The sequence below is a fragment of the Azomonas macrocytogenes genome, assembly GCF_014191985.1.
Lineage (GTDB): Bacteria > Pseudomonadota > Gammaproteobacteria > Pseudomonadales > Pseudomonadaceae > Azomonas > Azomonas macrocytogenes.
Window position 1 is genome coordinate 64,439 of the sequence record NZ_JACHXI010000009.1, and the last position, 26,601, is coordinate 91,039.

Annotated in this window: 27 protein-coding genes and 1 tRNA gene; 13 read left to right on the plus strand and 15 right to left on the minus strand. The window is 52.5% G+C overall.

Annotated elements, in window-relative coordinates:
* Positions 1 to 121 precede the first annotated feature (121 nt).
* The 3 genes from dnaE (at position 122) to recX (ending at position 5,289) form a co-directional block, all read left to right on the plus strand.
* Entirely contained in the window at positions 122 to 3,640 is a 3,519-nt protein-coding gene (gene dnaE, locus FHR87_RS10310; protein WP_183166640.1) for a DNA polymerase III subunit alpha, read from the plus strand.
* Between the two features lie 115 nt (positions 3,641 to 3,755).
* On the plus strand, positions 3,756 to 4,820 hold the full coding sequence (recA, locus tag FHR87_RS10315) for a recombinase RecA (RefSeq protein WP_183166641.1): 1,065 nt from the start codon (positions 3,756 to 3,758) through the stop codon (positions 4,818 to 4,820).
* Positions 4,821 to 4,824: 4 nt separating this feature from the next.
* Positions 4,825 to 5,289 carry a recombination regulator RecX gene (recX, locus tag FHR87_RS10320; RefSeq protein ID WP_183166642.1) on the plus strand — a complete coding sequence of 155 codons (465 nt, stop codon included), beginning with the start codon at positions 4,825 to 4,827 and terminating at the stop codon, positions 5,287 to 5,289.
* Positions 5,290 to 5,492: 203 nt separating this feature from the next.
* Here recX and FHR87_RS10325 read toward each other — a convergent pair whose 3' ends face one another.
* The 3 genes from FHR87_RS10325 to FHR87_RS10335 all read right to left on the minus strand — a co-directional run bounded on the left by FHR87_RS10325 (position 5,493) and on the right by FHR87_RS10335 (position 9,490).
* Positions 5,493 to 7,211: an ATP-binding protein gene (locus tag FHR87_RS10325; RefSeq protein ID WP_183166643.1), complete on the minus strand. Its 1,719-nt coding sequence runs from the start codon at positions 7,209 to 7,211 to the stop codon at positions 5,493 to 5,495.
* A 198-nt stretch (positions 7,212 to 7,409) separates the two neighbouring features.
* The gene (locus tag FHR87_RS10330) at positions 7,410 to 7,829 is read right to left on the minus strand and encodes a hypothetical protein (RefSeq protein ID WP_246335965.1); all 420 of its coding nucleotides are present in this window, start codon (positions 7,827 to 7,829) and stop codon (positions 7,410 to 7,412) included.
* Between the two features lie 230 nt (positions 7,830 to 8,059).
* A complete protein-coding gene (locus FHR87_RS10335) occupies positions 8,060 to 9,490 on the minus strand; it encodes a M48 family metalloprotease (protein ID WP_183166644.1) in 1,431 nt (476 codons plus the stop codon).
* A 108-nt stretch (positions 9,491 to 9,598) separates the two neighbouring features.
* Here FHR87_RS10335 and FHR87_RS10340 point away from each other — a divergent pair, with 108 nt between their 5' ends.
* A complete protein-coding gene (locus tag FHR87_RS10340; protein ID WP_183166719.1) occupies positions 9,599 to 9,850 on the plus strand; it encodes a sulfurtransferase TusA family protein in 252 nt (83 codons plus the stop codon).
* 139 nt (positions 9,851 to 9,989) lie between these two features.
* On the opposite strand, the gene FHR87_RS10345 is transcribed toward FHR87_RS10340, so the two are convergent.
* Both FHR87_RS10345 and FHR87_RS10350 read right to left on the minus strand, forming a co-directional pair.
* On the minus strand, positions 9,990 to 10,484 hold the full coding sequence (locus tag FHR87_RS10345) for a peroxiredoxin (protein WP_183166645.1): 495 nt from the start codon (positions 10,482 to 10,484) through the stop codon (positions 9,990 to 9,992).
* A 10-nt stretch (positions 10,485 to 10,494) separates the two neighbouring features.
* Positions 10,495 to 11,052 carry a glycine cleavage system transcriptional repressor gene (locus tag FHR87_RS10350; protein ID WP_183166646.1) on the minus strand — a complete coding sequence of 186 codons (558 nt, stop codon included), beginning with the start codon at positions 11,050 to 11,052 and terminating at the stop codon, positions 10,495 to 10,497.
* 206 nt (positions 11,053 to 11,258) lie between these two features.
* On the opposite strand from FHR87_RS10350, the gene dapA reads away from it, so the two are divergent.
* The 4 genes from dapA (at position 11,259) to FHR87_RS10370 (ending at position 14,385) form a co-directional block, all read left to right on the plus strand.
* Positions 11,259 to 12,137, plus strand: coding sequence for a 4-hydroxy-tetrahydrodipicolinate synthase (dapA, locus tag FHR87_RS10355; RefSeq protein WP_183166647.1), 879 nt, complete (start codon positions 11,259 to 11,261; stop codon positions 12,135 to 12,137).
* Positions 12,138 to 12,157: 20 nt separating this feature from the next.
* On the plus strand, positions 12,158 to 13,321 hold the full coding sequence (gene bamC, locus FHR87_RS10360; protein WP_183166648.1) for an outer membrane protein assembly factor BamC: 1,164 nt from the start codon (positions 12,158 to 12,160) through the stop codon (positions 13,319 to 13,321).
* A gap of 26 nt (positions 13,322 to 13,347) precedes the next feature.
* Complete coding sequence (locus FHR87_RS10365; protein ID WP_183166649.1) at positions 13,348 to 14,217, plus strand: phosphoribosylaminoimidazolesuccinocarboxamide synthase; 870 nt, start codon at positions 13,348 to 13,350, stop codon at positions 14,215 to 14,217.
* Positions 14,218 to 14,295: 78 nt separating this feature from the next.
* Positions 14,296 to 14,385, plus strand: a tRNA-Ser gene (locus FHR87_RS10370).
* 130 nt (positions 14,386 to 14,515) lie between these two features.
* Here the strand turns inward: FHR87_RS10370 and FHR87_RS18935 are convergent.
* From FHR87_RS18935 to FHR87_RS10385, 4 genes are all read right to left on the minus strand, one after another.
* The gene (locus FHR87_RS18935; protein WP_221189809.1) at positions 14,516 to 15,046 is read right to left on the minus strand and encodes a tyrosine-type recombinase/integrase; all 531 of its coding nucleotides are present in this window, start codon (positions 15,044 to 15,046) and stop codon (positions 14,516 to 14,518) included.
* A 12-nt stretch (positions 15,047 to 15,058) separates the two neighbouring features.
* The gene (locus tag FHR87_RS18940) at positions 15,059 to 15,748 is read right to left on the minus strand and encodes an Arm DNA-binding domain-containing protein (RefSeq protein ID WP_221189810.1); all 690 of its coding nucleotides are present in this window, start codon (positions 15,746 to 15,748) and stop codon (positions 15,059 to 15,061) included.
* The gene (gene xisR / locus FHR87_RS10380) at positions 15,745 to 15,960 is read right to left on the minus strand and encodes an excisionase family protein (RefSeq protein WP_183166650.1); all 216 of its coding nucleotides are present in this window, start codon (positions 15,958 to 15,960) and stop codon (positions 15,745 to 15,747) included. Before xisR ends, FHR87_RS18940 begins: the two co-directional genes overlap by 4 nt.
* 63 nt (positions 15,961 to 16,023) lie before the next feature.
* A complete protein-coding gene (locus tag FHR87_RS10385) occupies positions 16,024 to 16,377 on the minus strand; it encodes a hypothetical protein (RefSeq protein WP_183166651.1) in 354 nt (117 codons plus the stop codon).
* A gap of 191 nt (positions 16,378 to 16,568) precedes the next feature.
* Here FHR87_RS10385 and FHR87_RS10390 point away from each other — a divergent pair, with 191 nt between their 5' ends.
* On the plus strand, positions 16,569 to 17,522 hold the full coding sequence (locus FHR87_RS10390) for an HNH endonuclease (RefSeq protein WP_183166652.1): 954 nt from the start codon (positions 16,569 to 16,571) through the stop codon (positions 17,520 to 17,522).
* 77 nt (positions 17,523 to 17,599) lie between these two features.
* Here the strand turns inward: FHR87_RS10390 and FHR87_RS10395 are convergent, their stop codons facing one another.
* From FHR87_RS10395 to FHR87_RS10410, 5 genes are all read right to left on the minus strand, one after another.
* Positions 17,600 to 18,373 carry a hypothetical protein gene (locus FHR87_RS10395; protein ID WP_183166653.1) on the minus strand — a complete coding sequence of 258 codons (774 nt, stop codon included), beginning with the start codon at positions 18,371 to 18,373 and terminating at the stop codon, positions 17,600 to 17,602.
* Positions 18,374 to 18,428: 55 nt separating this feature from the next.
* Positions 18,429 to 18,617, minus strand: a complete 189-nt coding sequence (locus tag FHR87_RS19190) for a hypothetical protein (RefSeq protein WP_246335967.1) — start codon at positions 18,615 to 18,617, stop codon at positions 18,429 to 18,431.
* A gap of 10 nt (positions 18,618 to 18,627) precedes the next feature.
* Positions 18,628 to 20,271 (minus strand): AAA family ATPase, encoded by a 1,644-nt coding sequence (locus tag FHR87_RS10400; protein ID WP_246335969.1) that lies wholly within the window; start codon positions 20,269 to 20,271, stop codon positions 18,628 to 18,630.
* Between the two features lie 83 nt (positions 20,272 to 20,354).
* On the minus strand, positions 20,355 to 21,167 hold the full coding sequence (locus FHR87_RS19195) for a BRO-N domain-containing protein (protein WP_183166654.1): 813 nt from the start codon (positions 21,165 to 21,167) through the stop codon (positions 20,355 to 20,357).
* Between the two features lie 272 nt (positions 21,168 to 21,439).
* Positions 21,440 to 22,033, minus strand: a complete 594-nt coding sequence (locus FHR87_RS10410) for a hypothetical protein (RefSeq protein ID WP_183166655.1) — start codon at positions 22,031 to 22,033, stop codon at positions 21,440 to 21,442.
* Between the two features lie 119 nt (positions 22,034 to 22,152).
* Here FHR87_RS10410 and FHR87_RS10415 point away from each other — a divergent pair, with 119 nt between their 5' ends.
* The 3 genes from FHR87_RS10415 (at position 22,153) to FHR87_RS10425 (ending at position 24,652) form a co-directional block, all read left to right on the plus strand.
* Entirely contained in the window at positions 22,153 to 22,590 is a 438-nt protein-coding gene (locus FHR87_RS10415) for a hypothetical protein (protein WP_183166656.1), read from the plus strand.
* Positions 22,591 to 22,976: 386 nt separating this feature from the next.
* A complete protein-coding gene (locus tag FHR87_RS10420; RefSeq protein ID WP_183166657.1) occupies positions 22,977 to 23,678 on the plus strand; it encodes a hypothetical protein in 702 nt (233 codons plus the stop codon).
* A gap of 344 nt (positions 23,679 to 24,022) precedes the next feature.
* A complete protein-coding gene (locus FHR87_RS10425; protein WP_183166658.1) occupies positions 24,023 to 24,652 on the plus strand; it encodes a hypothetical protein in 630 nt (209 codons plus the stop codon).
* Positions 24,653 to 24,815: 163 nt separating this feature from the next.
* On the opposite strand, the gene FHR87_RS10430 is transcribed toward FHR87_RS10425, so the two are convergent.
* Positions 24,816 to 25,985 carry a phage antirepressor N-terminal domain-containing protein gene (locus FHR87_RS10430; protein WP_183166659.1) on the minus strand — a complete coding sequence of 390 codons (1,170 nt, stop codon included), beginning with the start codon at positions 25,983 to 25,985 and terminating at the stop codon, positions 24,816 to 24,818.
* Positions 25,986 to 26,045: 60 nt separating this feature from the next.
* Between FHR87_RS10430 and FHR87_RS10435 the strand changes: the two genes are divergently transcribed.
* Positions 26,046 to 26,600 carry a Panacea domain-containing protein gene (locus FHR87_RS10435; RefSeq protein ID WP_183166660.1) on the plus strand — a complete coding sequence of 185 codons (555 nt, stop codon included), beginning with the start codon at positions 26,046 to 26,048 and terminating at the stop codon, positions 26,598 to 26,600.
* Position 26,601 lies beyond the last annotated feature (1 nt).

The window sequence follows — 26,601 nt, forward strand, 5'->3', positions numbered from 1 at the left end:
GTGCTGTACTGCGTCATTTCGTAGGCATTTCCATTACTGCAGGTCGGGTCCTGGCTTGCACATCATGCAGTACAATTCCCGCCTTTATTAACATTAACTGTTCACCTGGGCAGGGATTCTAATGACCGTTCGCTTCGTCCATCTGCGCCTGCATACCGAATATTCGCTAGTTGATGGACTGGTACGTGTAAAGCCGTTGGTCAAGGCTGTTAGTGCTGCCGGGATGCCAGCGGTAGCGGTTACAGATCAAAGCAACATGTGTTCGCTGATCAAATTTTACAAGGCAGCCATGGGGGCGGGTATCAAGCCTATTTGTGGTGCCGACATCTGGTTGGCCAGTCGGGATGAAGATGGCCCTTTGTCGCGCATGACGCTATTGGTCATGAACACTGCCGGCTACCGCAATCTTACCGAATTGATTTCGCGTGGCTGGACCAATGGCCAGCGTAATGACTTGGTGATCATTGAGCGAGATTGGCTAAAGGAAGCAGCTGGTGGGTTGGTCGTGCTGTCCGGTGCGCGTGAAGGTGAAATCGGCCAGGCGCTATTGGCTGGTGACACGTCTGCTGCTGAAACGCTGCTGCATGAATGGCAAGCAGTATTCGGTGATCGCCTCTATCTGGAGGTGCAGCGCACTAGTCGAATCAACGACGAAGAATATCTGCATGCTGCGGTGGCTTTGGCTGAGCGTACTAGTACGCCTCTGGTGGCTACCAATGATGTGCGCTTTCTTGCTCAGGAAGACTTTGAGGCCCATGAAACGCGGGTGTGTATCGGCGAAGGAAGGATTTTGGGCGACTCACGCCGGCCGCGCAACTACTCGGATCAGCAGTACCTGAAAACTCCTGAGGAAATGGCCGAGCTGTTCGCCGATTTGCCTGAGGCGTTGGAGAACACTGTCGAGATTGCCAAGCGCTGCAATATCGAGGTTCAGCTTGGCAAATATTTCTTGCCGAGCTTTCCAATTCCCGAAGGTATGACTATCGACGATTACTTGCGTCAGGTTTCCTTTGAAGGGTTGGAGGAGCGCCTGCAAGTACTACTGCCCAAAGATACGGCGGATTACGAAAGCAAGCGGCAGGTCTATGTCGATCGCTTGGAATTCGAACTCGGCACCATTATTCAGATGGGCTTCCCAGGTTACTTTCTGATTGTGATGGACTTTATCAAATGGGCCAAAAGTAATGGTGTACCAGTTGGTCCGGGACGGGGTTCGGGTGCCGGATCGCTGGTGGCCTATGTGCTCAAAATCACCGATCTTGACCCGTTGGCCTATGATTTGCTGTTCGAGCGCTTCCTTAATCCAGAACGGATTTCCATGCCCGACTTCGATGTCGATTTCTGCATGGACGGCCGTGATCGGGTCATCGACTATGTTGCTGAAACCTATGGTCGCAACGCGGTAAGCCAGATCATTACTTTTGGTTCGATGGCGGCCAAGGCCGTAGTGCGTGATGTGGCACGCGTGCAGGGTAAGTCTTACGGCCTGGCGGACAAACTGTCCAAGTTGATTCCCTTCGAAGTAGGTATGACTCTGGAGAAAGCGCACAAGCAGGAAGAGTTGCTGCGCGATTTTCTCAAGAGCGACGAGGAAGCTCAGGAAATCTGGGATATGGCCCTCAAACTGGAGGGAATCACGCGTGGTACCGGTAAGCACGCCGGGGGGGTGGTGATCGCTCCGACCAAGCTGACCGACTTCTCTCCCATCGCCTGTGATGAAGAGGGCGGTGGTTTGGTAACCCAGTTTGACAAGGACGATGTGGAGTCAGCCGGTCTGGTCAAGTTCGACTTCCTGGGCCTGCGCACCTTGACCATCATCAAGTGGGCGATGGAGACCATCAATCGTGAGCGGGCTCGAAAGAGGCAGGAACCGCTCAATATCGATTTCATTCCGCTGAATGACAAGGATACTTACGAACTGTTGCAGCGTGCCGAAACAACGGCCGTGTTTCAACTAGAATCGCGCGGTATGAAGGAGTTGATCAAAAAGCTCAAGCCGGATTGTCTGGAGGATCTCATCGCTCTGGTGGCCTTGTTTCGTCCGGGCCCATTGCAGTCAGGCATGGTGGATGACTTCATCAATCGCAAGCACGGTCGTTCGGATATTTCCTATCCGCACCCGGATTACCAATATGAGGGGCTGAAACCGGTCTTGGCTCCCACTTACGGCATCATCCTTTATCAGGAACAGGTGATGCAGATTGCCCAGGTGATGGCTGGTTATACACTGGGTGGTGCCGATATGCTGCGGCGTGCCATGGGCAAGAAAAAGCCGGAAGAAATGGCCAAGCAGCGAGGCGGTTTCATCGAAGGTTGTACCAATAACAGTATCGATGCCGACCTGGCCGGAAACATCTTCGATCTGGTGGAAAAATTCGCGGGCTACGGGTTCAACAAATCGCACTCTGCAGCCTATGGCCTGGTTTCCTACCAGACTGCCTGGCTCAAAACCCACTATCCAGCGCCCTTTATGGCTGCAGTGTTGTCTGCCGACATGCACAACACCGACAAAGTCGTGACTCTTATCGAAGAGTGTCGCAGCATGCGGCTGCGCATTATTGCTCCGGACGTGAACAAATCGGAATTCCAGTTCACCGTGGATGAGGATAGTCGAATCGTCTATGGATTAGGAGCCATCAAAGGCGTTGGCGAAGGACCGGTAGAGGCTATTGCCGAATGCCGTGCTCATGGCGAGCCGTTCAAAGATCTATTCGATTTCTGCAACCGCATCGATCTCAAACGGATCAACAAGCGAACTCTTGAGGCCTTGATTCGAGGTGGAGCTCTGGATCGCTTGGGGCCGTTCTTCTCCGACGAGACCAAAGCCTATCAGGCTAATATCGACCGAAACCGGGCAGTATTGCTGGCGGCCATGGAAGCTGCCGTACAGTCGGCCGAGCAGACCGCCCGCTGCGAGGATAGCGGGCATCTGGATCTCTTCGGCGGCTTGTTCGCCGAGCCCGCGGCGGATATCTACGCCAGTCACCGTGATGTGCGCGAGCTTTCACTCAAGGAGCGATTGAAAGGAGAGAAGGATACATTGGGGCTTTACCTAACAGGGCACCCTATCGATGAGTATGAAAGTGAAGTCCGGCGCTTCGCCCGACAACGGATCGTCGAACTCAAACCAGCCCGTGAGACCCAGACCCTGGCTGGATTGATCGTGAATCTGCGAATCATGAAGAACAAGAAGGGCGAAAAGATGGGTTTCATCACCCTGGACGATCGTTCGGGACGTATTGAGGCTTCATTGTTCGCCGACGCTTTTTCCAGTGCTCAGGCGTTGTTGCAAACCGATGCCCTGGTCGTAGTAGAAGGTGAGGTAAGTAACGATGATTTTTCTGGTGGCTTACGTCTGAGAGCAAAGCGAGTCATGAGTCTTGAGGAGGCGCGGACCAGCCTTGCCGAAAGCCTGCGAGTCAGGGTTGCCAGCGAGGCATTGCACAGTCGTTTACATTGGCTGGCCGATGTCTGTGGACGTTATCGCGGTGGTTGTCCAATTACACTGGAATACACCGGACGAGAAGCCAGGGCCTTGCTACAACTTGGCGAACATTGGCAGATCGATCCTGCAGATAATCTTATTCAGACATTGCGCGATCAGTTCGGGCGAGACAACGTTTTTTTGCAGTACCGTTAAAGTCATATGGCAAAGCGACAACAGACCCTAGGCGACAGGCTGAGGGGTATGCTTTAATACTGGTTACTTATACAGCTTTATGGCCTCAAGCCGCCCGATCACACGAGGACATCAGATGGACGAGAACAAGAAACGCGCCTTGGCTGCAGCTCTGGGCCAGATCGAACGCCAGTTCGGCAAGGGTGCGGTCATGCGCATGGGTGATCATGAGCGCCCTGCTATTCCTTCCATTTCCACTGGCTCTCTGGGGCTGGATATCGCATTGGGAATCGGTGGCTTGCCCAAGGGGCGCATTGTCGAAATCTACGGCCCGGAATCGTCCGGCAAGACTACTATGACTCTATCGGTAATCGCCGAAGCCCAGAAGCAGGGGGCTACCTGCGCCTTCGTCGATGCCGAGCATGCCTTGGATCCAGACTACGCCGGCAAACTCGGGGTAAACGTGGATGACTTATTGGTATCGCAACCAGATACTGGCGAGCAGGCACTGGAAATCACCGATATGTTGGTACGCTCCAATGCGGTGGATGTGATCATCGTCGATTCCGTGGCCGCCCTGGTGCCTAAAGCCGAGATTGAAGGTGAAATGGGCGATGCTCACGTCGGTCTGCAGGCCCGACTCATGTCCCAGGCGCTGCGCAAGATCACTGGTAATATCAAAAATGCCAACTGCCTGGTTATCTTTATCAACCAGATCCGCATGAAGATCGGCGTGATGTTTGGAAGCCCGGAAACCACTACGGGGGGGAATGCGTTGAAATTCTATGCCTCCGTGCGCCTGGATATTCGTCGTATCGGCGCAGTGAAGGACAGCGATGAAGTAATCGGTAGCGAAACGCGAGTCAAGGTTGTGAAAAACAAGGTTGCGCCGCCATTCCGTCAGGCGGAATTTCAGATCCTTTATGGCAAGGGTATCTACCGCAATGGCGAAGTCATCGATTTGGGCGTGCAGCAAAGCCTGATCGAGAAATCTGGTGCCTGGTATAGCTACCAGGGTAGCAAGATCGGCCAGGGCAAGGCGAATGCCGCCAAATATCTGGAGGATAATCCGGAGATTGCCCAGGCTATCGAGCAGCAGATCCGTCAACAGCTTCTCGTGACAGCTGCTTCAAGTAGCAAAAACACTTCGCCAGCAGCCATGAGCGATGAGTCTGCAGGTGTAGATACGGCCGATTACTGACTGCATGCCCGTTGTCCTCGACTCGCCTGCAGCCGTTCGACGGGCCGCAATGGATCTGCTGGCTCGCCGTGAGTACGGTCGCTTCGAACTGACTCGCAAATTGTGCCAATGTGGCGCTTTGGTCGGTCTTGTCGATCCGGTTCTGGATCGTCTGGCCGATGAAGGGTTGTTGAGTGATGCCCGTTATCTCGAAGCGTTCGTAAGAAAGCGAGCTATCGGTGGTTATGGCCCGCTGCGCATCCGTGAAGAGCTTGCCCGTCAAGGCCTTTCTCGCAGTGCTATCGAGCAGGCTTTTCAGGAAAGCACCTTCGATTGGTCCGAGCGCTTGCGTGATGTCTGGCAACGCAAATTTGCTGGACAAAAGCCACAGGATCAACGTGAGCGGGGTAAGCAAGCGCGATTTCTTGCTTACCGAGGGTTCCCTGCCGATATGATCAGCCAGCTATGGCGGGATTCGACAGCAGATTGAGCTGTTTTCTTGAGCGTGTAAGAGCTTACTGCCAATCTTTCTTTGCCGGCAGGCAAGGCGTGCACAGACTTCAAAATGGTCGTTATCTCATTGCTGGTATACAGCACGGGCTTTCGTCAGGACCCGTTCCAAGAGGAGAACGATCATTACGCCGGGCAACCGGTTTATTGAAAAGAACCGGTCGGCCCGTCTGGTGAATACACTCAGTACGAGGCTTCGGCCTCTGGTCCACCGATATCCATACCTCTGAAGATGCTGCAGCGCTCAAAGACTTCCAGCGTCGGCTCCACCGATTTGTGGTAGCAATATTTGGCGACCAGTTTGGCTAAGCCTTTGATATCGCGTCCACTGGCTTGCGGAAAGAGAGTGGCCAGCTTGCTGGTGAGCTCGGTATCGATGTTGAGACCGAACTGCTCGGTCATTACCCTCCAGATTTTACGCCGGTCTTCCTGGCCGGGTGGGTGGTACTTGATCAATGCTATGCAACGAGAAACGACCGCCTCATCAATATCGTTAACGCGATTGGTAGTCAGGAAAAGCAGTCCGTTGAAGTACTCTAGTACACGCAGGAAAACTCCGACTACCGCATTGGCGGTAATGTTATCGTCGCGGCGTTTGATGTAGACATCTGCCTCGTCGATCAGCATGACGGCTCCCCAGCGCTGAGCGCGGGTCAGGGTCTTTTTCAGGATCTGTTCCATCTCCGAGACATTCAGGCCGAGCTGTCCGGAATGTACGCGATAGAGCGGGCGCTTGATGATTTCCGAGTAAACCTCGGCTGTCAGCGTCTTGCCGACTCCGGGCGGGCCGGCACAGAGCACAGTAGTGCCACCGGATTTGCCTTCGACGATGTCATCCATCAGCACATCCATCTCGGCGGTAAGAATGTCGATGAGGTCTGTCTGTTCCGGAGGCAGGATCAGCTTGTCTTTTAATTCTGGCTGATATTCATAGGGCTGCATGTCGTCGACGTGTACCCAGAGATGATGGTGTAGATCGAGATGGAACATTAGTACATAGCCATGCACTGGCAGTTCGGAAAAAGCTCCTTCGGGAACATCGGATTGCAACGATTCGGTAGCTTTTTCCACTCGCTCGTCGTATTTCGTGCTGCGGCCAGCTTTGCGCAGGTACTTGGCCAGGAAATCGCCCGAGGTATCCAGCATTAATACACGATCCTTGAGTATGTCCTCATCATTGACCAGCCGGGCGCTACCTCCTGAAGAAGAGAGCACAACGCGCTCTTTGCGTGCCCAATCGGTACTGCGATGTGAGGCGGTGGGATCCTCGGTATAGATTCCAGTTCCTCTGGCAGAAAATTGCCGGCCATAGTCCGAGCGCCATTCGAAAAAGCGTTGGGCTGAATGATCATAGGCGGCAATCAATTCTGGCGTTTCCTTGAGAAAACCCTTAGCCAGAAGTATTTCGGGAATGGTCTTCTCCAGAATGTCCCGTTCGAATATTTGTATGGTCACGGTAGCGATCTTGGCCATGCTGTTGGCTTTGAGATCGAGCAGGATGCGGCCGCTTTCTTCTTCACCGGGTGGCGTGAAGTCGATACGTGAAACCAGATAAGCGTAAGGTTTGCCGGTTGCGTTGACCTTGAATAGCCATCCACGGATCACATCCTTGATCAGGAACTCGGCGATGGCGGGAACCAGTTTTTCCAGATCCTGTTCACTGTAGCGTTGGCCACCTGCGTGCAGGACTTTCCGCAGCGTGGCTAATTGCGCTGCCCGTACTTCCATGCTTGGTCCAGCACTCACATACAGGTTGTGCAGGAAGTCCACTTGTACGGTAGATAGCTGGTCGAAAGGAGTTTCTGCCCGATTACCGAATTTCAATTGGTTGCCCAACATGGACAAGTCCGGAAATTTGCTGACCAGTGCTTCTACGTAGGGACGATCGATGATGAGTTTCATACAGGAGCGCTACCCGGTTTTATGGTGCGCCATAGTTAGCAATATTCGAGCCATTATGTATATTGTTGATTTTAAATGGAATAATATTGAAAAATAGTACATTTGTGAACGGCTTGCTGTCCCGATCAGGTGAGATAAGAGACAAAACGACCTGATAGGAGGGTATGGTGAGACATGAAATTCAGCATACACGGGCAATCAATCTTCCAGTTGCTTGTAGTTTTCCCTGGCCAGATCGATGTAATCGTAAGTAGGATAAAATTCTGTCTGGAAAGCTCCCCAGGCGCTTTCCTCGATAGTCCGGTTGACCTCGCGCAGCTTGTCTGGTGGTACTCGCAAGGTTACAACCTGACCGATTCCCATCATTACATACCAGGACACCACTTCTGTCCCTTCTGGCGGGAATTGCTTGTAGAAGCCTTGGCGCTGCAATTTTTTCTGTTGTTCCAAGAGTGTTTGCGATTGATCGTGGCGGAGAAAAATCGTCAGCAGCATATTCGACTGTCCAGAGGCCTGAGCCGATACTGTCTGTTCTGCATAAGCAATGGTTGGGGCGATTAGGCTGGTCAGTATGCCGGCTTTGAAAAATGAGTAGATACTTTTGCGAAGAATCGTCATCGGGCTTCTCTTCTGTAGTTGATCTTGGCGGCGCGATAAAACGCCTAGCTTCCTCAACCTGTAGAAGCATTGTTGATGTTAACGGTTCCCTATTTACCAGCCTTTTCGGGTTGACTTTCTGGTAACTTCCTCTGGTTCAGGTGAAGAAGCTGCCGCCGAAGATCCCAGATCCATAGCCCTGAAGATTTCTGGCGCCTTCTGAGAATCTTGCTCCTGGCACCGTGAATTTGTCAGTTGAACATCTCGTCGATAACTCTTTTTTCTTCCTTGAGTTCTTTCAAGCGCGCATCGATACGCGATGCTTCTTGGAAGTTGGAGGATCGGCGCTTGGCATAATCCAGTTGCTGAAAGGCCTGATCATATTGGCCTGTCAGAGCAAAATACTCCGCTCTGGCCTGGTGGACACCAACCAAATTGCCCACTTGGCCGCGAACTTCGGCTACCTGATACCAGATATTGGGATCCTTGTTTCGCTGAGATACTACGCGCTCGAGAATTCGGGTTGCTGCTTCCGTATCCCGCCGTTTAAGTAGCAGTTCGATATGCATCTGTTGAACCGGATAATTGCTGGGGTAGAGCTGGTAAAGACGCTTCATGCGTTCATCTGCCTGGGGTAGCCGGTTCGTCGCAATATCCAGTTCCATTTGTGCCAGGTTATAAGTCATGTCATTTGGAGCTTTCGCCAGTAGCGGCGAAAGGTTTTTGCGAGCCTCGTCGAATTGGCCATTCTTGATTTGAGCGATTGCCAGACCATATCGCGCCGCATCGTCTTTGGGGGTTTCGTCCAGCAAGGCACGAAACTGCTTGGCTGTCACTCCAGGAGTCGTTTCGAATTGGAGTTTCATTCGCGCGCGCATTAGTTGATAGCGCTGGCTATCTTCGGCGCCGCCGGGCATTGCCTGTTCCGCACGGTTTTTGGTATCGGCAATACGTGACTCGGTCAATGGGTGGGTAAGCAGAAACTCTGGAGGTTTTTGGTCGTACCGATACTGGCGCATCAAGCGCTCGAACATCGAAGGCATGGCTCGTGGGTCATAACCTGCCCGTTCCAGATTGACTAGACCGATTCGATCCGCCTCCTGCTCATTCTGTCGGGAAAACGTGTTTTGCGCCTGGATAGCTGCAGCTTGTGTCGAGGTGATAGCCGCCATCCCTGCATCTCCAGATCCAGCGGCGGCAGCCACTATACCGACAAGCAGAGCTGCCATCATGGGGAGCTGCAGGCGCTGCTGGGTTTCTAGCCCTCGGGCAAAGTGACGCTGGGACAAGTGCGCCAACTCGTGAGCCAGTACCGAAGCATATTCTGCTTCGGTTTCGGCATGTAGAAACAGCCCACCATTGACGCCAACAATTCCACCTGGGGCCGCAAATGCGTTCAATTCCGGGCTGTCCATCAGAATGAATTCCAGGCGCCGATCCTGTACTTGACTGGTTTCGGCCAGGCGATAAACGCTAGTCTCTACGTAGTCTTTGAGTTGGGGGTCGGAAAGCTGTTTGACTTGGCCGCGCAACATGCTTAACCAGGCTCGTCCCAACACGTGCTCCTGCTCAGGCGAGACAATGCTCGAACTGGAATCGCCAAGTGAAGGTAGATCGTTGGCGGTAACCGGTTGAGCGAGTAGGCAAGCCAAGGTTAACAGGGTAGGGCGGAGCAGTTTCATCCAGTAGAACTCATTGCGGACTGATGCTGACTGTAACTGTAGGGTTGATGTGGTGACCAGCGATAAGCTGGAGCGAATATGTCAAGAAGCTTGAAAGAGGAAACAGATATGACTTCGATCAAACCCGACCCAGCCGCTTGTGATGCCGAGCTTGATGCGAGTGGCCTGGACTGTCCCATGCCTTTACTCAAGACCAAGCTAGAGCTAAATCGTTTATCCAGCGGAGCCATTTTGAAAATAACGGCTACCGATCCTGGTTCGCAACGCGATTTTCGAAGTTTTGCTCGGTTGGCTGGACACCAATTACTCCATGAAGAAGCTGAACAAGGGATCTATCGCTACTGGTTACAGAAGGCTTGAGATGTTTTTCCAGCGGCCGGCACTATTATATAAAGTCTCGAGTGCCGGGGTTCTTTAGAGAAGGCACCATGACAAGCTGTAAAGGCTGCGGCAAGGAATGGCAACACAGCCTAACGATAAAATTTGATAATTGAATCAGTTATATAGGCCTTGGATCGATCACTGTCGAGTGAAGCTTTTTAGCAGCATCAAGCACGGCCTCTACATGTCCAGGTACTTTTACGCCCCGCCATTCATGCCGCAATACGCCAGACTGATCGATCAGGAACGTGCTTCGCTCGATCCCAACATACTCTTTTCCATATAGTTTCTTGAGTTTTATGACACCAAATAGTTGGCATAGAGCTTCATCAGCATCTGAAATCAATTCGAAGGGGAAGCTCTGTTTGCTGCGAAAATTTTCGTGGCTTTTCAAGCTGTCGCGAGATATGCCAAAAATCAGTGTGTTGGCTGCCTGAAAGCCTGCGTAATGATCGCGGAAGCCCTGCCCCTCGGTTGTGCAGCCAGGTGTGCTGTCTTTCGGATAGAAATAAAGAACCAATTGCTTTCCCTTGAAATCGTCAAGGTTAACCAGTTGGTTACTGGTAGCCTGGGCCTGGAAGTTCGGTAGTGCGTTATTGATAGCTACATCCATACCAAAGCTCCTATGGATTTTGCGGGCGCCAAGGTTCGATCAGCGCATCCAGATTCAGTGCATCGGCAAAATCGAGGAATTGGTCGCGCAGCCAGCTTATCTGTGTGCCTGCAGGTAACGTGACGGTCAGGGTTGCATTGAGCATCGTGCCACCTGTTTGCGGGGCCAGGTAGGTATCGCATGTCATGCTTTCCAGTTCCACCCTGTGGTCGATAAAGAATTGGCACAATTCGCTGATGATATCCGGGCGATAGACTGCACTGACATAAGCCACATAAGGCAGTGCCTGTGGACGACTTGCAGATATGGCGCTGCGAATGACACTGGTCCTGAAATCATGCTTTTTGCCCAAACCGGGTAAGGCTGACTCCATACGTGCAAGAGCGTCCCAGTTACCGGAAACCTGTAGGACCAGTGCACTGTATTCGCCATGCCGAGATAGACGAGTGCTATCCACGGCACAGCGATTTTCGAAGCAGGCACGGCATAGCACGTTGGTTAGCTCCATGGGGTTTGGTCCCAGGGCGCTGATGACGAGGAATTGTTCACGGATGGATGGGGTTGTCATGCAGATTTCCTGGTGATCTCGATCGAGCTACTTGCCGAAAGCGGAAAAGGGTAACGAAAATGGTCGGCCGATGGAATTCGGCTTTGTCTCTCTTTATAAATAGTCGGTTATCGGCCGGCTTTGTCTGGATCATGCTTAGGGGTGCTCGCAAAGCGTAATCGAGCCTTGTACCATTACGCCTTTCTTTTTTCTGCAGGAGTGGCAGCATGATTGCGGGCAGTATGGTGGCACTGGTCACGCCCATGGACGCACAAGGCGACTTGGACTGGAGCAGCCTGAGCAAGCTCGTCGATTTTCATCTGCAAGAAAAGACCGATGCCATTGTTGCGGTTGGCACTACCGGCGAGTCGGCTACCCTGGACGTGGTAGAGCACGTCGAAGTGATTCGTCGTATTGTGAAGCAGGTTAACGGCCACATTCCGGTAATTGCCGGTACCGGTGGCAATTCCACCCGTGAATCTGTCGATCTGACCCGCGCAGCCAAGGATGTCGGAGCGGATGCCTGTCTGCTGGTTACTCCTTACTACAACAAACCTACGCAAGAAGGGCTTTTCCAGCATTTCCGGCATATTGCAGAATCCGTAGCTATTCCGCAGATACTCTATAACGTCCCAGGACGTACTGTGTGCGACATGTTGCCTGAAACTGTCGAACGCTTATCGAAAGTACCAAACATCATCGGTATCAAGGAAGCGACTGGAAACATTCAGCGTGGCCGTGAGGTTCTTGAGCGTGTCAATCAGGATTTTCTGGTTTATTCCGGCGATGACGCTACCGCTGTCGAGCTGATGCTGATAGGGGGTAGAGGTAATATTTCCGTCACTGCCAATGTGGCTCCGCGCCGGATGAGCGAGATGTGTTCGGCTGCCATGGCTGGGCAGGTAGACAAGGCACGTGAAATCAACGAAAGCCTGATGCCTTTGCACCGCTCCTTGTTTCTTGAGTCGAATCCTATTCCCGTGAAATGGGCCCTGCACGAAATGGGCTTGATCCCTGATGGAATACGACTGCCACTCACCTGGCTTAGCCCCGCTTTTCAAGGGCCCTTGCGTGAATCCATGCAGCAGTGTGGTCTGCTAGGTTGATGGATCTTGAAGGGACTGGGATGAGGCGATTAGTTGGATTTTTCGTGCTCGCTTTGCTGGCCTCTGCGAATACGGGTTGTTCTCTCGTATCATGGATCTGGGGTAAGGACGGTTATTTTTATGATCGTGCGAGTGATTATCGCGATTCTCGGCTAACTGCACCGATGGAAACGCCTTCTGGTATTTCTTCTCGGCCTTTGGAGCCACTTCTGCCAATCCCCGCACGTGTCGCTGATCCTCGTCATGAGGAAGAGTACGAGATACCTCGGCCGCAAAAAGTTCTGTTAGCAAGCCAAACCAACGATTTCAGCGTACAGAGCTCCGATGGTCAGTATTCGCTCGTGGCTTTCAGGACACCTGCGCAGTTATGGATATCCGTACGCCAGTTTTTGAGTGAATATGGTTTCGATATTGCTGAAGAGCATCCACAGGCTGGCGAGCTAGTTACTGCTTGGCAGTCAGGCTCAGCGTATATCCCTTCAATTAGACAGAATGCGTCAAAAACGGATGAAACCCGTATTCGCATCCGTATCGAGCCAGGGGTACAACGCAATACCAGCGAGGTTTCGGTACAGAGTGCTGAGAAACCATCGGGAACTAGCGATTTATCCTGGCCTGCATCATCTATCAACCCAAGGCTGGACTCGGCTATTTTGGACGAACTTCAGGCCAGTCTTACCCGCAATGCCGAAACAGGTGATTCGATTTCCTTATTGGCTCAGCGCGAGTTTGATGCGCCGGATCGTGTCGATTTTATTCAGGATGCCAGTGGTAATCCGCTTCTTCAACTGGATACCGATTTCAACCGAGCTTGGTCCAGAGTTGGGCGTGCTCTGGAAAGCGCTGATGTGCGGGTCGATGACCTGAACCGGAGCCTGGGCGTCTATTATATAAACCTTGCTGAAGGTGCCGATAAAACCGAAGATCAGCCGGGCTTTTTCAGTCGGTTTTTTGGTTGGGGATCGAATGATAAGACTGAGCGGGAAAAAAATGCAGAGCGCTACCAGATTCGTTTGAGTGAAGTCGCCAACGGCATACAGATTTCTGTCGAAAAAGATCTTAATACGTTAGCTCCACCTGATGTGGCCCGGCGAGTCCTCTCGCTTCTGCAGAAGAATCTGAGTGAGCCGGAAAGGCGCACCGATATGCGACCACCTGGCGCACAAGGTCCACGAAATCGTTAGTTTTTGGCTCGAGGTTGGAAATCGATATGACCTTATCAGCTGTTCCTGGCTTGAAGAAGCTCTATTCAGGCAAGGTTCGCGATCTCTACGCAATAGATGAAAAGCGCATGCTCATGGTTGCCAGTGATCGTCTTTCGGCTTTTGACGTGATCCTTGCCGAACCCATTCCCGACAAGGGTAAAATCCTGACTGCTATCTCCAACTTCTGGTTCGGTGAGCTGGCTGATCTGGTGCCTAATCACTTGACTGGCGACAAAGTAGAAGATGTGGTTTCTGCCAGTGCGCTTCCATTGCTGGAGGGGCGCTCGGTCGTAGCCAAACGGCTCAAGCCTGTGGCTGTAGAAGCCATAGTGCGCGGATATTTGGCTGGCTCTGGGTGGAAGGAATATCAGAAACAGGGAACCATCTGCGGAATCCCTTTGCCGGCTGGGCTGAAGGAAGCTTCTCGTCTACCTGAACCTATTTTCACCCCTTCGACCAAGGCAGCAGTGGGTGATCACGACGAGAATATAACTTTCGAACAGTGCAGGGCCATCATTGGTGAAGAGTTAGCCAATAAGGTTCGTGATACTTCCATTGCTTTATATAAAGTAGCAGTTCGGTATGCTGCCGATCGCGGAATAATCATTGCAGATACTAAATTTGAATTCGGCCTGGATGAAGACGGCACGTTAACATTGATGGATGAAGTACTTACTCCTGACTCCAGTCGTTTCTGGCCGATCGATAGCTATGTAGAAGGGCAAAATCCACCGAGTTTCGATAAACAATTCGTGCGAGATTGGTTGGAGTCCTCTGGATGGAACAAGCAGCCGCCACCTCCAAGCATCCCCTGTGAAATTGCTCAGAAAACAACTGAAAAATATCGTGAGGCCTTGACGAGGCTGACTGCTTGAAAAAAGCTGATGTAATTATAAATTTACTTGAAAGAGGTTCGATAAAACAAATCAAGCTGCTATAATGCTGCACCCTCTGGAGAGATGCCGGAGTGGCCGAACGGGACGGATTCGAAATCCGTTGTGTCAGCAATGGCACCTAGGGTTCAAATCCCTATCTCTCCGCCATACTTAAAGTCTTGCAAGCATTTGAAATTAAATGATATTTCAAATGATTTTTAGTTTTGTGGTCATGGCATGGGACTAATTTGGGACCAAATATCACCCTTACAGTCCGTTCGTGGCCGCTGCTGTCCAGTCAGAAACCCATCATTTCAGAAACAATCTTCGCCATGCTCTTAGTGTTGGCGGGAATCCATCGACCATAGTGTTTCTTCACCATCGTCGTGTCGGTGTGACCGAGCTGGCGGGCGACCCATTCGAGAGGAACATAGCTCGAAATCGCCTGGCTGGCGAACGTGTGACGACACTGATTGGCGCCACGGTGGGCAACGCCTGACCGTTTTAGATGAGCGGTAAACCATTCACTGACGTTCTGGCCGCTCCATGGTATGCCGCTGACCGAGTTCCGGAACAGCAGGGTGATGCGTTCCTTTTTCCGCGTGACGTTGTCGCGCTGAATGACTTCCAGTTCGGTGCGCTCGTAGCCGGCAGAGTCCTTGAGTATCTGCTGCATCAGCTCCAGAGCTGGGGCGATGAGTTCGACGAAGCGGATACGCGACCGTTCCTTCGGTACCTTGTACTCTGCTGCTACACGTGCACGCCTGACGTGCACGCCACCAGCCTCCATATCGACGTCCTCGACCGCCAGGGCGATGACCTCGGACAACGATAGGCCTGCCTAGCAGTTGAACAAGATCATCCGCACGTCGGGCATCCGATCCGGATCACCCTCGGCAATGCGCCGGATCTCGTCGCGGCTGAATGGATTGGCGAACTCGGAATCGCTATCTCGCTCGATGTTGCTGATCCGGTCGAGGGGGTTCATCCGTAAGATTCCGTCTTGGAACGCATCGCCCCACACGCCGCGCACGACCGTGAACACGTCGTTGACCGTCTTCGGGGCTAGCCCTGCTTTCAGCATCTTCGCCTGGAAGAGCTCCAAATCGGTCTTTCCGACGTCGACGATGCGCCGTGAGCCGGCCCATTCTGTGACATGCTTCGCCTTGCTGGCATAGTTGAGGTATGTGCTGCCAGCCTTCCTGGCTTTCTGGACCTCGAGCCAGCGCGCGACGCCCTCGGCGATCGTGCGCTTCATGCTCGATTTTCCAACGCCCGACAATGCGGCGGCCCGCTCCGAGTTCGGGAAGTGCTGGGCGTAGTCGAACCGACCTTCCTTGATCTCGGCCATGATCGTGCGCCGCTTGTTGTCTGCATATGCGATGGTGGCTTTAGTGATGCTCGATACGCCCGGAACCGGTTCTTTGCAGCGCTTTCCGTTCAGGTAGAACGATATGCGCACCTGGTTGCCATGAATTTCAACTCCCGAGGGCAGCTTCGCTACACCTCGGGGCAGTTCGGCCTTGCTCAAACCTTGCCTCCCATCCAATCCGTAATGGCTTGGCGGTTGTAGACGTACATGCCCAGCGGGTCGCGCCGGAAGTGCTTGCCTTCGAGCCAGACGCCGCGGTCTCGGTATTTTCGAGCGGCCTCGGCGGTAATGCCGAATGTGGGCACCAGCAGGTTGCCCCGGAACCAGTCGCCGGGGGTGATTGAATAGGTCAGCTTCTCGGCTGCGGCCATGGCGATTCCTCTGCGCCTGCTTGCGCGGGCGCGCTGTGAATGATGTTGGGTGGAGTTGATCGATCAGTCGCAGCTGCTTGAGCTACCGGAGTCGCTGCTGGATGACGATCCACTATCGCTTGAGCTGTTGTAACTGCTGCTGGATGAGTAGCTGCTGCGATGGTTGTCATCGCTGGAGCAGTGTTCCGATGCTGAAATTTGATTGATCGGGTTCAGCGGGCTGACTGGGCTCAACGGGTTCAGCGGGTGGGTTGCGTTGAACTGATCTGACGAGTCGTCATGGCTGCGTCGCTTTGCTGTAGATGGGGCGGCATAGCTGGAGCGGCTGCGCGGCTCTGAAGCGGGTCCCGGCGCCTTGGTTGTAAGCGCCGGCTTTGCTTTCTTGCGGGCGAACATGGCCCTGATCCGTTTGATCATGTCGTTTTCCTTGAGTGAGATTTCTGGTGAGTGGTGATATTGAGTGTTGAGCCAGTCAGATGACTGACTGTGGGATGGTCAAACCGACAGCCACTGGCCGTAGCAGGTCGATATGGAATTAGGTCTGCCTTGCTGCTGATAGGGTAGGGTCATATGCTTAGGCTCACTACAAAGGGCCAAGGGCATGAGCATTGAGTAAGTACGCGCCTCGATTTTGGTGGGTCAACCACAAGCAGACCTTCAAGGCCGAGGTCGAGGGTGGCTACATCTGGTCACCCAAGGCCAATCAGAACGGCGCCCGCAACCAGACCTACGACAATCTGACATTGGTACAGTCGGGCGATATAGTGGTGTCCTATGCCGATACGCTGATAAAAACGATCGGCATTGTTACTGGTGCTCACCATGAGGCGCCGAAACCCGAAGCGTTTGGCCTGGTAGGCGAGAACTGGTCCAACATTGGTTGGTTGGTACCAGTGGAGTGGGTATTGCTTAAGGCTCCTTTATCCCCCAAGGCTCATATCGTGCTGATTCAGCCGCTGCTACCTGTGAAGAACTCGCCGTTGCAAGCAAGCGGGAACGGGAACCAAGGCTGCTATCTTGCCCACATTTCATTGGAACTAGGCCATTTAATCCTGCAACTAGCCAAGATGGGCGACTCTAGCGCAGTACAGATTATCTCCGAACTTAAAATGCAGACTTTGGCTGACGAGCAGCAGCGAGCGATCGAGTCTGCTGCAGACACTCCTGAAACTGTGAAAGAGCAATTGATCCGTGCCCGATGCGGACAAGGTCTATTCCGCCAAAAAGTATTAGCGATCGAGCCGCGTTGCCGATTGACTGGTGTGGATGACCAGAGCTTCTTGATAGCGAGCCATATCAGGCCCTGGAGGGACTGTGAAAATGACGAACGCTTGGATGGTAATAATGGCTTGATGCTCGCACCCCACGTGGACAAGCTATTCGATCGGGGCTGGATCTCCTTTGAAGACAGTGGGGATTTACTGGTGGCAAAGGTGGCCGAGCCTGTACTGGAAGCTTGGGGGATCAAGCTGTCGATCAATGTCGGAACGTTCACAGCAAAACAGGTGGCGTACTTGGCTTATCACCGGAAGGTGGTATTTCGGGGAAAGCATAGCGTCTAGGCCGCACGAGAAATGCTTGAATGTCCGTTTGATCATGCCGCTGGCCTTTTTTTCTACAGGCAAAGGGATTTCGCGCCTTAAGTGAAGCAATGGCCACTGACGCAGCCGTGCCCGAACAACACGCCGTTGCTGTCGTCGAGGTCAGCTTGGTCGAGAGGGGCGCAATCGGAGTGGAGGAAGGCGTGTGGGTCGCGCTTGCGGATCTCTTGATCCATTGCGACAGCTTGCCGCCAGTCGTCCGGTTTGTTGTCGCGGATGTCGCGCCACTCTTCTTGGGTGTGGTTCGGGCAGCTCCAGCAGGAGCTGCGTGGAGCCGGAGGCCATCCCATTCGCTTCACCAGGGCGATGCAGTCGCCGCGGTTCATGCGTTGCTCGATCAGCGGGTAGCGATTCTGCCACTTACCACCGCGTCCCTTGGTCACCCGCTGTAACTCGTCGATGCTGATGCCAAGCCAGTTATCTACGGCCTTGACGCCCTGGCTGTTGGCCCAGCGCTTCACCACTTCACGCTTCCAGTAGGAGCTGCAATAGTTGGACAACTTGCCGATTTCGCCACGGTAGGTTGTGAATACCGGCATCAGCAGGGTTTCCCCGCTGGCACCGCCGTACAGATCGCACTTCTCGAACTCGCTCTTCTGGACGCGATGGAGGGTGACGCCGACTCCGGCCAGGGCCGGATGGATAACCTGATCCATGTACTCCCAGGTCGTGGACTGCTCGCGTTCGGTATCGACGATGATCGCCATGTCAGGCGGGGCTATTCGCCCGCTCACGATCAGCGCTGCGATTGCGGCCGACTGGACGCCGCCGCCGCTGCTCCAGAGTTGTATTCTAGGATTTTCTTTGGGCATAGAGACTCCAGGCCGCAGATTCAGCGTTGTCTTGTGGTGCATGCTGCATCCTCCCTTACGCCGCCTGGCTGGATTGGTCGCCGGCAATCACGCCACCTTCGATCCATGCCTGTTGTATTCCTAGGGGCACACGCGCCATCGGCTCTTTCATGGTCCCGGCCAGGATGGCACAGTCCAGATCGCCATCTTGGGTCAGGGTTCGGAGCAGGCCCAGAATCTGCGGTCGGGCTGAGGGCTGGAGCACGTCGAAACGATCAAGCGTGACGATGCGCAGCCCAGCACAGGCGTGCTATCGCCACTGCCAGAAGGGCATCGCAGCGCCATTTCTCGGACTCGGATAACAGACCGTACAGCCGACCACCGTATGTGATTTCAATGCCGGCGGTGATCTGCACCTGGTTCCACTTGGCGGCGGCGGATTGGATAGTCAGCAGGGTGTTAACGGGTTCGAGAGCACCGGACAGAATCTCAGCCGGAATGCCATCGGGTGCCAATGCTTCGGCGATCAGCGTCCAGGCCTGCACGTCGGTGTGATGCTTGGCCGCTTTCTCCGTTGCCGTGTCACGCACTGCATTGGCCTGGCATTGCTCCTGCAGGAACTCGGCTTTGGCCCGAGCCTGGTCACGCTGCTGGCGCAGGTCGTTGATATGCTGCTCGGCGTTTGCCAGGGCTGATTCCGAGGGCAGGGCGGCCGCTTCGGTTTGTAGCGCTTGGAGTTGGGTAGCGGCATCCTCGGCGGCGCGCAGGTCGCGCTCGCTGTTGGCGACGGCCCGAGTTAGGTTCTCGACGTAACTGCGATATTCCGGCAGGCGCTTGGCATGCTCTGGATTGTCTGCAAGGTCACCGGCGGCGATGGGGCCATGCTCTGCCGTGTACTGCTCAAGCAACAGATCAGCGCGATCTGCTACCGGACTGGTAAACCATGGAGTGATCAGCTTTCCATCATTGGTTGCATAGCCCTGAGACGTTTTCGATATCTCGATCCAGTCTGCCAGGTTCGCTGCCAAGTCATGGAGCAGGCCGTGCTGATGGCCGGCTGCTGCCTCGGCACTGGCCACCTGCTTCTTCCAATTCTCAAGGTCGGTCTTGTCATTGTTCAGCTTGTTCTGCCGGCGCTGGAGCAGGCCGGCGGTTTCTGCAAGCTCGTCCATGCGTTGCTGGCGGTGCTTGCCCTGGGCATGGGCCGATTTGTGGGCACCGAGGGTTTTCAGTGCTTCGGCCAGATCGGCATCGATGTCGGCGTGGGCCTTGATGGCGGCGTCGAGGTCGTCTTGGTTGACCTGGATTGCGGCGGTATCGGGTTTCCAGCCTTCGGCTTTCTGGCTCCCGTAGGTTTCGCCGGTGATCTCTTTCCAAGCGCCACGTACCTGGCTGGCGCGCTCCTTGGCTTCGTCGGCTGCCGCCTGGAATCCGGCCCGCAGCAGAGGCTTGATGTGCTCGACCAGAGCCGCGTCGGCACCGCGCTCGATCAGGCGTTTGGTGATTTCGGCAGGGCTGGCACTGGCGCCGGTCAGCTCGAACAGGACCTTGCGCCGATCCTTGGCATCCAGGCCGGCGAACTTCGCGGCATCTAGCACGAAGGGCAGGAAAGGCTGGTCGGCCAGCGGGTTGCCTTTACCGCTGGGTAGGGCGGTGGTAGCTGATAATTCCTCGCTGTCGGCGTTGAGCCAGGACAGACTGACCTCGCCCTTTTTAGCGCCATCTGCGATGAGTTGACTGATGTCTTTCTTGAGGCTCACCCGGCGCGGTTGGCCGGTGAGCGCCAGGCTGATGGCATCGAGCAGAGAGCTTTTGCCAGCGCCATTTGGTCCGGAAACAAGCAGTAGAGGGGCGGCGATGGGCAAGGCGGCATGACGGATGCCTTGAAAATTGGTGATCTCGATATTTGTGAGGCGCATGGTTTTCTCCAGGCGTGCAGGTGCCCGCGCCGCTGGTTGCTCAGCAGCGGGGATTGGTTGAATTGGGTATGGGGTTTAAAGCGTCAGGCGGGACGCCCGATCACTTCAACGTAGTCGGATTGAGGCAATCCGATTCTTGGATGCAGTCCGCGTAGAGCGCGGCGGATGCCCAGCACGTCTCCGAATTGCTCGCTGAGTGGGTTGAACAAATGACCAAGGCGATTAAGCCGATCAGTAATTTCTTTGGCTTGGGCAGCGGGTAGTAGGGTGCTGCTGTCCATGGACGGTAATGACAGGCCAGATTCCTCCTTGCCCAGCCACTCGCCCTCAAGCGCATAGGCCGCAATGAAGTTGCAGGCATCCGCCAGTTGACTTGCCGGGATCAGATCGGTGCGCTGAACGTTGAAGCGAGACCGCAGCCGGCTTTTCATCGTGTGCTTGAAGCTGCGTTGCAGGCTGGATGTGATGGGCGTGGCTTTTTGCTCGATCACACGATCCAGCACGAGGACGCCACTGGTTCCGATTATGTCGTCGAGCAGGATGCCCATCTTGCCGCTGGCATCCTCGTAGCGACCGTGCTTGCGGATGGCAGGGAGGACTTCATCGCATACCCATGACTCAAAACGCTGGGCTTCTGGTTTACGGCTTTTGATTATCAGGCGGTATAGATTGCCTTCGTTGATGAAGGTTAGGGACTGCTTACCGCCAGAGGTAAGGGAGTCGCGTTTCGCTACCCCCTTTTCCCTGCAGTGTTTTTTGATGGCGTCAGAGTCATTCACGTAGCCAAGAACAGCGCATACGTCTTTGGCGCAGAACCAAGGCTGATCGTCGATCAGTAAGGTGCGAATCTCTTTGGCTTCGAACTCGAAGGGTACTACTTGAGCAGAATTATTCATGGTCAGGCTCCGTTCTTAATCGGATTGACCACCAAAATTGGTGGCCGGGAGGTTAAGAACCGTGCCTGCACGGCGGACTTCTTCCCCTTTCGGGTGTTGTATCCGTCACCCTCCCGGCCATAAACAGGCTGGAGTCACCCCCAGCAAAACTGAGGGCGAAAAAAATCCACATCTTTCGGGTGTGGTGGTATCCGGCAGGCAATCGAGTTCTTACGCTCTTGCTGCCGAACATAAACCTGTAAGCACGAAGCGTCAAGCGGGGGAGGTGCTTGTCAAAGTGCGGAATCTTCTTTCTCGGTTAATTCTTTGTCGCATTCGGCCTCGTTGCTAAACGAATACTCGACGGAGCTATATCCCTTGTTTCTGCTTAGCGCGCCAACAAATAATCCAATGCTATCGATATTATCGCTTAGTTTAGATTTTGCTTTTTTATCCCAAATTGAAAATAAAAGGCGCTCGCTTTTAATAAGCGACATCATAAATTCATTTGGTTCTTTCCATATGCTTCCATAAAGAAGCTTATCTGTTGTTATAGTTGGGCCATATGCTTTTTCTAGCTTGCCCTTCATATCATTAAAAGCTGATCTTAGCTCGTATCCATAGACGCTCGTATCTACATCTTTTCCTATGGCTTTTATCCAGCAAAGCCCTTTTGTTGGAGAAAACTTTAGTATGTATCCATCAAACGATGAGTGAGGATTTGGGACGCTAATAAATTTATACTTCCCGTTAGATATCGTTTTTTCTGGGGCTATTCCTACATCTTCCAGCTTCATCCCCATACTTAGGCCAAATGGCCCTGCGATGGAGGTACTTGCGTAGAGCATTCCTGCAAGCGACAGGCAGGTCAGGATATTTTTTTTCACTAGCTTTCCCTTCGGTATCTGTAGACGATACGATAAATGTTATCGCCAACCGTGATGGTATTCTGCGACCAGTTCGGCATACTGGAAGCAAAGGAGTTTCAAGTGATTAGGAAGGTGAAATGCTAATATATCGAGGCGTTAGTAAAGACCTAGACTCACAAAGCTGCGGAAAAATTATACCGAAAGGCGATGAAAATACTTCTGAGATATATGCCGGAAGTAAGCATCACTTTGCAGGAGATACTTTTCTTACGATATATGCCTCTGGGGTGAATGCTCGTTATGACCATAATTACTGTAGTGATACCTATAAAACAAGTTATGTATCATTTTCCTCATCGGAAGAAATCGCTAAGAAATTTGCAACCGGTAATTGGTTGTTTGATGGAATTGTTTATGTTGTAGATACCAAGATTCTTTGTGATCTGCATATTACTATACACACTGATGCGGAAGGAAAAGTAAATAATCAAGAGTCAGAAGTTTTAATTGATTTAAAAGGGTTTGATTTTCTTCCTATGGAAGCGATTGTTAATAAGTATGATGTTTTGATTTAATCAAAAATATCATACTTTTAGTCAGCCTCCCGCGCCCGAGGCTAATCGGGTGAGCGGAGTCGTGCAGGTTAGCCTTACCGGAGTCAGGAACCCGGCCACTCTTGCGAGTGCCTACACGACTCCCCTCATAACAGGGGCGACCATGCTGCGGGCACAAAAAAACCGCTCGTGAGCGGTGGTTATGTACCCACCTGACTTTTCCGGGAGGCTAAACCCGTGTCGCATGTAGGCGACAGGGCAAACATAAACCCGGAACAGAAAGGCGTCAACAGCTTGATAAATGTACTGGGCGTTTATTTATATCCATTCAGGCTTTTCTTCAGAGACTAGACTTTGATTAATGACTAATTTTGAGCGCATTCATAGAATTACTTGGAGGTAAAAAAATGAATAAAGAAGAAAAAGAACGTAGTTTATTTAATGAGTTTGCGTTAGTTGCCGGTTTTTTGCCTGGAGGCGAGCTTTTTAGTAAAGCGCCTCCAGAGCCAGATATTTTATACAAAGGCCATGACGGTTCAATCATAGCTTTTGAGTTGGTAGAAATAACCGACCAAGATCTTGAATGCGCAATAAATAAAGGTCTGAGTTTAAAAAATGAGTGCATTTCCTGTATGGAATCATTATCTTCTGAAAAGCGCATAAAATTTGACTTATTATATGATGATGCAGATATATCATTTGATATTAAGGCGATGACGATACCAAAAGTAAGAGAAACCTTACCAAGGTTTTTCGACGGTTTATTGGATTTGCCATCTGGGTTTTCTGGACATGTAAAAGTTAATAGCTATGACGTATCAATTAGCCGTGGTCGATTTAAAGGCCCTTGTTTTAATCCAATTCAGAGTACTTTTATTGCTGATGAGACCGAAAGTACTATCAGTAAAAAGCTTAATAAAAAATATACTCATCAAGGCGATATTCGCCTCCTGGCCTACATATCTACAGATCTGACACTTCCTGGTTGGCGGGCTAATTTAGACCGTTTTTTGGGATTGCTAAATAGTCAAACTTGCCAGTTCAAAAAAATCTATGTGTATAAATGTGGTACCGATGAAATTTATACCCACGACATTAATGACATATAGTCAAAATGCTGGATCGTTGGGGATGGAGGCGAACCGTGCGCGGGTTGGCGAACCGGGGCTACGGAGCCCGGCAGACCCTAAGGTCTCCCACGCACAGCCCACCATAAAGCAGGCACAAAAAAACCGCTAACGCGGTCTGTGCGTCGTAGCTAACCGGGTCGCCAAACCCGGCCGCAGATTTTGCTGCGGCACGGAGAAGGTAATACCGGAAGCGAAGGGCGTCAATATATTAATTATGTGAAGTACCTCTCGTAGAATGCCAAAGGCATTATTCGTTTCAGTGATACTGAAAAAATCTACTACGCTTATTTTGGCTAATTTTATATGGATATAAGAGGTGTTTCATGTTTCGAATGATTTTTTTTATAAGCTTATTGATAGCGGCTATATTTTTATCTGGTTGTTCTGGGTACTTATATACTTATCCAGATGCTAATTATTTTTGCCATAACGATGAGGGTAATAAAAACTTAGATAAAAATGATATATTTAAATGCAATAAATATGAGGGCGTATTGTATTATCCTTTAAAGAATAATGAATCGAAATATTATCTTAATCAGATTACCAACGATAAAAATGAAATTGTAAAATATTATCCGGCGGATACATTTGAAAAGCTATGTAAGCCCGTGAATGTGACGGAAACCAAGATGGTTTCCGACTATGACAATCCCTCTTTAATTCAATATAAGCCCGCTTTTTTTGAAACATCTAAATTCAACGTGGAACTGGATAATAATGGGCGGCTGATAAAGGTTGGGTCGGATTCGACACCTGGTGGAAAAACGATGGCTGAAACAGCAGCCATCGTGGTTTCAACGGTTGCGTCAGTTGTTACTTTGATGGCGGCCAGGCCAGAAAATCTAATGCTTGCGAATAAGATCGATAAAGTGCTGGAATCGGTTCCACAATGCACTACAGGTAAGGTCCCTGGCCATTTGGACCGGAAACAAGCAGCAGCGATTCGGTGACGGGCAGGGCGGCATGGCGGATGCCCTGAAAATTGGTGATCTCGATATTTGTGAGGCGCATGGTTTTCTCCAGGCGTGCAGGTGCCCGCGCTGCTGGTGGCCAGCGGCGAGTGGTTAGGTTAGGTATTGGGTGGGGGTGGGCGCCGGGCGGCGCCCGGGTGGGTCAGATTTTCAAGCCGGCAGCGCGAGCTTTTTTGATGCGCGAGCTTTGGTAGGCGTCACGGGCCTTGAGGTTGGCCAGAGCAGCCATCGCGAACTCAAACATCTCTTCGGACGAAACCGGAATATCGATCATCATGGCTTTGATCAATTGCTTGTGAGTCATGATGTTGGCGTCATACGGGATGAGCTTATGAACTTCTCGACCCTGGCGATCAACGTACACAAGCCAGCGATCAGGCGCTGTAACAGGGCGGCCGATGATGTCGGCGAACGTCGGCTTTCTGAGTGACTCGGGCTCTTTGCCCAGGAACTCTCCCTCCAGTTCGATCCTCGCCACCAGGCTTGCTGCCTCGGCGAACTGCTCAGGATCGATCTTCTTGTACGTGCAGCCGAATTTGGATTTCAGTGCCGACCAGCAGGTGATTGCCGCCTTGGCCTGCTTGTCCTTCGGTACGGATTCGACGCGGGCTTTGACCAGCTGCTTGATGGCAGTCTGCTGGTCGAGGGTCAGGCCATCCGGTAGAGCCTTAGGCTTGCGAGCCTTGCGCGGGTTGACCGCCTCGCCTTGATGCCAGTAAGCGGCCAGCGCGGCATAGCACTCGCGCTTGTACTGGATCAGAGCGGGACGGATTTCTTCGCGGCAGCGAGCCACATCAATGCCGAACAACCAGCCGTTGAGGTAGGCCAGTGGGAGGCAGGTGATTTCGCGGCGCTGATCGTCGCCCGGCATCTGCATATTCATGATGACTACGCAGGTCGAAAGCACTTCGTCGCGCTGGATTCGGTTGTACTGTGATTGCCATCCGAGACCGATGCCTTCGCAGATCGGCCGCATGGCGACGAGTCGTTCGCCAGATTGGCTAGTGATGACAGTAAGGGCGCGGCCGTTAAAATCGACAGTGGCAAGTTGAGTGTTTGACATGGTGGATCTCCATAGCTGATGGAGTTCGCCACACCTTCGCCAAAAGGTGGAGACGAACCGTGCGCGGGTTGGCGAACCGGGGCTATGGGACCCGGCAGACCTTTCGGTCTCCCACGCACGGCCCGCCATAACGCGGGCACAAAAAAACCGCTGAAGCGGCTGTGCGCCATAGCTATCCGGGTCGCCAAACCCGGCCGCAGATTTTGCTGCGGCTCGGAGAAAGGTAATACCGGAAGCGAAGGGCGTCAACTCTCGAAAGTGAGAGTCTATACATAGTCGCAAAAAACAAATGCGAGGTATGATGCAGCCATGCTTATCTCTCATGACCGCGAAAAACTCATTGAAGTTGTGAAGTTTTTCGCTTTAAACACTAAGCGGCTTGGAAAAATCAAGCTGTGCAAGCTTCTGTATTTTCTTGATTTCACGCATTTCAAGGAGACGGGCCGCTCGGTGACCGGTATGGATTACTTCGCCTGGAAGATGGGGCCGGTTCCTGTGGCGCTTTACGAAGAGATGGAAAGCCCTGGTGACGAGTGGTCGAATCAGGTCAGCTTCGAGTCTATCCAAGTGAGAAATGGGGTGATGCTAAAGATTGATGCGTTGGACAGCTTCAATAGCCAGCACTTTTCAAAGCGTGAACTACGGATCATGAACGCGCTGGCCGAAGAATTCAAAGATACCCAAGCCGACGATATGATCGAGGCGACACATCTTGAAAACTTGCCTTGGCATCAGGTCTTTGAGGTCCAGGGTCGGCGCCAGGCGCAAATCCCCTACACTATGTCTCTACGGGCTCAGGACCGCGAGTTAATGTCTGAAGCAATTCGTGACCGAGAGGAAATGCTGGCAGCCCTAAGGAGTTGAA

What these genes read in the sequence shown, in the direction of transcription:
- dnaE (WP_183166640.1), top strand. Translation starts at nt 122, where the DNA reads ATGACCGTTCGCTTCGTCCATCTGCGCCTGCATACCGAATATTCGCTA.
- recA (WP_183166641.1), top strand. Translation starts at nt 3,756, where the DNA reads ATGGACGAGAACAAGAAACGCGCCTTGGCTGCAGCTCTGGGCCAGATC.
- recX (WP_183166642.1), top strand. Translation starts at nt 4,825, where the DNA reads ATGCCCGTTGTCCTCGACTCGCCTGCAGCCGTTCGACGGGCCGCAATG.
- FHR87_RS10325 (WP_183166643.1), bottom strand. Translation starts at nt 7,211, where the DNA reads ATGAAACTCATCATCGATCGTCCCTACGTAGAAGCACTGGTCAGCAAA.
- FHR87_RS10330 (WP_246335965.1), bottom strand. Translation starts at nt 7,829, where the DNA reads ATGACGATTCTTCGCAAAAGTATCTACTCATTTTTCAAAGCCGGCATA.
- FHR87_RS10335 (WP_183166644.1), bottom strand. Translation starts at nt 9,490, where the DNA reads ATGAAACTGCTCCGCCCTACCCTGTTAACCTTGGCTTGCCTACTCGCT.
- FHR87_RS10340 (WP_183166719.1), top strand. Translation starts at nt 9,599, where the DNA reads ATGACTTCGATCAAACCCGACCCAGCCGCTTGTGATGCCGAGCTTGAT.
- FHR87_RS10345 (WP_183166645.1), bottom strand. Translation starts at nt 10,484, where the DNA reads ATGGATGTAGCTATCAATAACGCACTACCGAACTTCCAGGCCCAGGCT.
- FHR87_RS10350 (WP_183166646.1), bottom strand. Translation starts at nt 11,052, where the DNA reads ATGACAACCCCATCCATCCGTGAACAATTCCTCGTCATCAGCGCCCTG.
- dapA (WP_183166647.1), top strand. Translation starts at nt 11,259, where the DNA reads ATGATTGCGGGCAGTATGGTGGCACTGGTCACGCCCATGGACGCACAA.
- bamC (WP_183166648.1), top strand. Translation starts at nt 12,158, where the DNA reads ATGAGGCGATTAGTTGGATTTTTCGTGCTCGCTTTGCTGGCCTCTGCG.
- FHR87_RS10365 (WP_183166649.1), top strand. Translation starts at nt 13,348, where the DNA reads ATGACCTTATCAGCTGTTCCTGGCTTGAAGAAGCTCTATTCAGGCAAG.
- xisR (WP_183166650.1), bottom strand. Translation starts at nt 15,960, where the DNA reads ATGGCCGCAGCCGAGAAGCTGACCTATTCAATCACCCCCGGCGACTGG.
- FHR87_RS10385 (WP_183166651.1), bottom strand. Translation starts at nt 16,377, where the DNA reads ATGATCAAACGGATCAGGGCCATGTTCGCCCGCAAGAAAGCAAAGCCG.
- FHR87_RS10395 (WP_183166653.1), bottom strand. Translation starts at nt 18,373, where the DNA reads ATGCCCAAAGAAAATCCTAGAATACAACTCTGGAGCAGCGGCGGCGGC.
- FHR87_RS10400 (WP_246335969.1), bottom strand. Translation starts at nt 20,271, where the DNA reads ATGCGCCTCACAAATATCGAGATCACCAATTTTCAAGGCATCCGTCAT.
- FHR87_RS19195 (WP_183166654.1), bottom strand. Translation starts at nt 21,167, where the DNA reads ATGAATAATTCTGCTCAAGTAGTACCCTTCGAGTTCGAAGCCAAAGAG.
- FHR87_RS10415 (WP_183166656.1), top strand. Translation starts at nt 22,153, where the DNA reads ATGCTAATATATCGAGGCGTTAGTAAAGACCTAGACTCACAAAGCTGC.
- FHR87_RS10420 (WP_183166657.1), top strand. Translation starts at nt 22,977, where the DNA reads ATGAATAAAGAAGAAAAAGAACGTAGTTTATTTAATGAGTTTGCGTTA.
- FHR87_RS10425 (WP_183166658.1), top strand. Translation starts at nt 24,023, where the DNA reads ATGTTTCGAATGATTTTTTTTATAAGCTTATTGATAGCGGCTATATTT.
- FHR87_RS10435 (WP_183166660.1), top strand. Translation starts at nt 26,046, where the DNA reads ATGCTTATCTCTCATGACCGCGAAAAACTCATTGAAGTTGTGAAGTTT.